This window comes from Candidatus Protofrankia californiensis, assembly GCF_900634765.1.
GTDB classification, from domain to species: domain Bacteria; phylum Actinomycetota; class Actinomycetes; order Frankiales; family Frankiaceae; genus Protofrankia; species Protofrankia californiensis.
In genome coordinates, this window is sequence record NZ_CAAAFT010000495.1 from 11,329 (window position 1) to 16,983 (window position 5,655).

The window sequence follows — 5,655 nt, forward strand, 5'->3', positions numbered from 1 at the left end:
ACACTCGCGGCTCTCGTCGACGACGGGCTGCTGCGCCGCGAGGGCGACCACTGGATCGCGACCGGCAACCTGGGCTCGGTCCAGGTCGCCCCGACGATCTCCGCGCTGCTCGCCGCGCGCCTGGACCGGCTCAACATCCACGAACGGCGGGTCCTCGAACGCGCCGCCGTGGTCGGTCAGCGTTTCTATCTGGACGCGGTCGTGGAGCTGTCCGCCCCCGCGGACCGGGCGTCGGTCGCCGAGCACTGCCTGTCGCTGGTCCGCAAGGAGCTGGTCCATCCCGACCGTTCGGACCTGCCCGACGTGGAGGCGTTCCGGTTCCTGCACGTCCTGCTGCGTGACTGCGCTTACCAGGCGACGTCGAAGCGGCAGCGGGCAGACCTGCACCGGGGATTCGCCGGCTGGCTGCAGGCCCGGATGGCCGGGCGTCCCGGTGAGCACGACGAGCTCGTCGGCTACCACCTGGAGCAGGCCTACCGGTACCGCGTCGAGCTCGGGCTGCGCGACGCCGAAACCGCGGAGCTGGGGCGGCAGGCCGCCACCTGCCTGATCGAGGCCGCCGACCGGGTCCGTCAGGGCGACGAGACAGGAGCGGCCGGGCTCCTCAAACGTGCGATCAAGCTGCTGCCGGTCACCGATCCGCTGCGCGTGCGCGCCGAGATCGACCTTGGCTGGGCCCTGTACTCCTTCAGTCGCTTCAGCGACGCCGAACGCATGCTGCGCCAGGCAACCGAGCGGGCCACCCGGATCGGCGAGGCGGGCCTTCGGGCGCACGCCCGCCTCGCCCACCTGCGGCTGATGTTCGCCACCAGCCCGGAGGGACTGGTCGCCGAAACCCTCGGCGAGGCGACCCGGGCACTACCGATCTTCGTGCAGGGCGGGGACGAGGTCGGGGCCGCGCTCGCCTGCCGCAGCCAGGCCGCCGCCTACATGGCGGCCGGTTGCTACGCCCTGGCGGAACGGGCGATGCAGGCCGCCGTCCGCCACGCCGAGGAGTCCGGCGTGCTACGTGACGCTCAGGCCACCAGGCGTGACCTCGTCCACCTGCTCAGCCTGGCGCCCCGGCCGGTCGGCGAATCGATCGAACGGGCGCAGCGGGCGCTGGCAGGTGTCGGGGACGACCGCGGCCTGCGCCGGTCCCTGCTCGCTCAGCTGGCGCTGCTGCACACGATGGCGGGGGACATCGATGCCGCCATGGACCATCTGGCCCGGGCCGAGGAGATCATCTGGGACGTGCGAAGCTCCCGCGGAGACCCGCTGTACGGGGGTTTCGTCGTCGCCCGGATCGCCCTGCTCACCGACGACCTCGACACGGCCGAACACGAACTGCGTCGTAGCTGCCGCCGGCTGGCCCGGATGGGTGAGCGCGCGCACCTGGCCACGCGTGCCGCGGCCCTCGCCGACGTCCTTGTCAAGATCGGACGCCTGGACGAGGCCGCCACCTATGTGTCGCGTTCCCGCGACGCCGCCGCCGGCGACCAGGTACCCGCCCAGGCAGGCTGGTGCGGGGTGCACGCCAAGCTGCTCGCGATGCGCGGCCGGGATCGGGAGGTCGAGGCCGTGCGGTTCGCCGAAGCCGCCTGTGATCTCGCCGGCCGGACCGACGACTGGGACGCGCAGGCGCAGGCATGGCTGACCTATGCCGAGGTGCTCTACCGGACCGGGCAGGTCGACATGGTCCGGCCAAAGGTCGACACCGCGGTCGCCTGCTACGAGAAGAAGGGCAACCTCACCGGAGCGGCGCTGGCCCGCCGTCTGCTGGACAACCTTTCCGGCTCCGCCTAGAGGGCCAAAGGCAGCGCGATCATGCTTCTGGCGCGCTGCCGGAGGCCCAAGTTCCCGGGTCGATGAGCTCCTGCCACCCGTCTTCAGGCTCCTGCCAGCTGCCGTCGTCCGCAGGATCGTCAGGATCCCGCAGGCGGGGCACAGGGCCTGCGGGCACGGGCCTCTTCCTGAAGGTAGTGCAGCTCCGCGGCCCACAGCCGGAAGCGTTCCAGCGCGTCCAGCTCCGCTGACAGCGCGCGGGCGATGCGAGTGATCGTGAGACGTTCCACCGGGTCGCGCAGCCACGGGCGGTCGGCTGTCTCCTCCTCGGTGGCCCGCTCGTAGGCCGCCCGGTACAGGACGATCTCCGCCTGCGCGATCTCGATCTGCTCAACCAGCATCCGCGTCCGTGCTCTGAGCTCGGAGTCGGTCGGCACGGACCGCCTGACCGGCCAGGGCCCGTTGTAGGGCCCGCTCAACGGTGGGCCGCCCGGGTCAGCCGGTTGTGTCACGGCGGACCTCGGCATGGCAGACATGGTGACAGGCACCGATTTCGGGCCGGCGCCCGGCTCGGCGCGGTAAGCATATCGCCGTCGGCCGCGTCCGGCCGGCAGCTACGAGGACGCTCACCCCCTATGTACGAAGTCATCGGCAGGAAGTGAATGCCCTGCAACCGTGGGTAAGACCGATGACGAGATAGCGGAAAGAGATTACATCGGAACTTTCCGTGTTGTCGGTAGAGGCTCTGGGGGCACGATGGCCGGATCGGTGGCGGTTGTGCTGGGATTTCCACTCGTTCTGATGATCGGCATGCTGGCCATGCAGCGAGTGGAACGAATGATCGAAAGGGTACGACGGCCTGTGCTTCGGGCGGTCCCGGACCTGGATGACACCTCCGCCGGGGAGGTCGAGGACGCCAGCCCGCCACCGACCCGGCTCCTGCGCCTAATCGTGTCCAGGCACGCCACCCGCCCCTGACCTGTGGCTGATCTGTGCGTGGGTACCGCCCGGAGCATTCCAGCGGACTCGGAACACCTCAGGGGATAGGGGGTAGGGCGTGTCAGGGGCCGTCAGCGGGCAACCGTCAGCGAGCAGGAGCCGTCCGGGCCGGTGCTCGCTCGATGCGGGGAGGGGAAGCCGGTCAGCGCGCGGAGCTGGTGGCGGTGGCCCTGGCGGTCCCGGACGACCGCCGCGGCCCGGGATCGACCTGCAGCCGGCCGGTCAGGCCGGTGGAACGCAACAAGGCCATGAACGCCGGGGACGCCCCCCGGATTCGCAAGGTCGAGTGGATACCCCGCAATAGCAGGTCAGCCCGCAGGAGCGCCGCCATCCCCGCGATATCAATGGCGGTCAAACCGCCGACATCCACCACCACGTCGGTGCCGCCCTGGCCGAGCAGCTGGTGGATTTGCTGACGGAATCGCAGCCGGCCGCGGGTGTCGAGCTCGCCGTCGAGCACGATGGTCACTTCGCACCCGGACTGCGTCACCGACATCCGCAGCCGACCGGCCTGCACCTGCATACTTCCGCCCCCCGGTAATACCGCCGGCTCCCCGCCGCTGTCACCCGTGCCAGACCCCCGGACGAGAATCGTCAACAGCCGTGGTCTTTCCCCGAGTCACGAGATACACACACTCGATACAGCGATACTACCGAGGGTGACCAAAGATTCCGACTCCCGCGAGCGCGGGCCGTGCGGGAGCCGCCGGGCAACCGGCCGGTCAAGTCCCGGGTCATCGGGCCCAGTCCTGGGTCACCGGAAGGTGCGCCGAGCCGCACGAAAGCGACGAATGAGACTGTTGGTGGAGTTGTCATGAGTCAGCTGCCCGGCTGTACCGTCCGTGACATCCGCCGACAGCTCCGGAATGATCCGCTGCGCCAGCAGCTTGCCGAGTTCCACGCCCCACTGGTCGAAGCTGTTGATGTCCCAAAGCGCACCCTGGGTGAAGACCTTGTGCTCGTACAGGGCAATCAGCTGGCCGAGAGTGAACGGCGTCAGCCGGTCCGCAAGAATCGTGTTCGTCGGGCGATTTCCGGGAAATGTTCGATGTGGGACGAGTTCGGGGTCGACTCCCTCGGCGGCGACCTGCTCGGCGGTCCGGCCGAAGGCGAGCGCCTCGGTCTGGGCGAAGAAATTCGCCATCAGCAGGACGTGATGATCCGTCCCGCCGTCCCGTACGTCGCGACTCGTCGACACGTCATGATTCGGATGAAGAAAGCCGATGAAGTCTGCTGGAATCAGTGTGGTGCCCTGGTGGATGAGCTGAAAATAGGCATGCTGGCCGTTGGTTCCAGGCGTTCCCCACACGATCGGGCCGGTGGATACGGACACCGGCCGGCCGGCCCGGTCCACGGACTTTCCGTTGCTTTCCATGTCGAGCTGCTGCAGGTACGCCGGGAATCGCCCCAGGTAGTGGCTGTAGGGCAGCACGGCATGGGTCTGCGCGCCGAAGAAATCCCGGTACCACAGGCCGAGCAGACCCAGCAGCACCGGCAGGTTCCGGTTGAACGGAGCCGTCCGGAAATGGACGTCCATCGCATGGAATCCGGCGAGCAGGTCGCGGAAGTGCTCCGGCCCGATCGCGAGCATCAGGGAGAGGCCGATCGCGGAGTCCAGGGAGTACCGCCCGCCGACCCAGTCCCAGAACTCGAACATGTTGGCACTGTCGATACCGAACTCGGTCACCTGCTCCGTGTTCGTTGACACCGCCACGAAGTGGAACGGGACGGCGTCCGGCCCCAGCGCATCGGTCAACCAGGCTCGGGCGGTGCGGGCGTTCGCGAGCGTCTCCAGGGTGGTGAACGTCTTGGACGAGACGACGAACAACGTCTCGGCCGGGTCGAGGTCGTGTGTCGCCTCCCAGATGTCGGTGCCGTCGACGTTGGACACGAAACGAAACCGTATCGACCGGTCGGAATAGTCCAGCAGCGCGTCGTATGCCATGGCCGGGCCGAGGTCCGACCCGCCGATTCCAATGTTCACGACCGTCCGGATATGCTTTCCGGTGGCTCCCCGCCAGACCCCGGAACGGACCTTGTCGGCGAACGTGGACATCCGGTGGAGCACGGCGTGTACCGCAGGCACCACGTTCACGCCGTCCACTTCGATGACGGCTTCCGCGGGGGCGCGCAGCGCAACGTGGAGCACCGGCCTGCCCTCAGTCGAATTAATCCTCCGGCCGGTGAACATGGCCTCGATCTGTTCCCGTAGTCGCGCCCGTTCGGCCAGGGCGACCAACAGTTCCACCGTCTGGGCGGTGATTCTGTTCTTGGAAAAGTCGAGGTAAATGCCGTCGGCCTCCGCGGTGAGCGTCTCACCTCGTTGTGGATCATCAACAAAAAGGTTGCGCAGATGAACACCGGCGAGCTCTGCATGGTGCTTCTCGAGCGCTGCCCATTCCGGCGTTCCCGTTATCAGGGAATCATGCTGGACAGCACCAGGGGACGGCTCGATGGGCGACATGATCTTTGGGAACCTCCCGGTTGGACGGCTGCGGGCGCGTCTGCGACATGCTCACGATGCTGCATGCTCCGCGCCAGGTCCACGTCACCGCACACCGGGCAGGTCATCGCGCGCGTCACCGGGCGGGTCACCGTGGCGGCACGGTCCCACCAGGAACCAGCGCAAGCCGTCCACCAGTCCATGTGACGCTGCGAATACACATAAGTCACGAACGTGACCAGCCGCTACCGACTATGATTTGTGTCACCTGTCCGTCAGCGCCAGCCGTGACCCGTGACGGGATCGGCGGACGGTGACGGTCGTACACTCACGACTGTTTTGCGGCTCCGGCGCGGATGCGGGAATGCTGTCCATACGGTGGCGGACGGAACTGACCTTTGTTGATCGATCGCTCGCTGGTGGAGACCGCTCTCCCCGGATACCAGGTC

Annotated in this window: 4 protein-coding genes and 1 pseudogene; 2 read left to right on the forward strand and 3 right to left on the reverse strand. The window is 67.9% G+C overall.

What is annotated here, in order from left to right; genetic code table 11:
• Nucleotides 1–1,785 (forward strand): annotated as a pseudogene (locus tag DD1DGNOD_RS25850) (guanylate cyclase); the annotation flags it as partial.
• 119 nt (nt 1,786–1,904) lie between these two features.
• Here DD1DGNOD_RS25850 and DD1DGNOD_RS25855 read toward each other — a convergent pair.
• Entirely contained in the window at nt 1,905–2,165 is a 261-nt protein-coding gene (locus DD1DGNOD_RS25855; protein WP_241255998.1) for a hypothetical protein, read from the reverse strand.
• A 367-nt stretch (nt 2,166–2,532) separates the two neighbouring features.
• Between DD1DGNOD_RS25855 and DD1DGNOD_RS25860 the strand changes: the two genes are divergently transcribed.
• Nucleotides 2,533–2,742, forward strand: a complete 210-nt coding sequence (locus DD1DGNOD_RS25860; protein ID WP_131771211.1) for a hypothetical protein — start codon at nt 2,533–2,535, stop codon at nt 2,740–2,742.
• 163 nt (nt 2,743–2,905) lie between these two features.
• Here DD1DGNOD_RS25860 and DD1DGNOD_RS25865 read toward each other — a convergent pair whose 3' ends face one another.
• Both DD1DGNOD_RS25865 and pgi read right to left on the reverse strand, forming a co-directional pair.
• Complete coding sequence (locus tag DD1DGNOD_RS25865) at nt 2,906–3,361, reverse strand: STAS domain-containing protein (RefSeq protein WP_346434386.1); 456 nt, start codon at nt 3,359–3,361, stop codon at nt 2,906–2,908.
• 156 nt (nt 3,362–3,517) lie between these two features.
• A complete protein-coding gene (gene pgi / locus DD1DGNOD_RS25870; protein WP_131771212.1) occupies nt 3,518–5,227 on the reverse strand; it encodes a glucose-6-phosphate isomerase in 1,710 nt (569 codons plus the stop codon).
• Between the last annotated feature and the right edge of the window lie 428 nt (nt 5,228–5,655).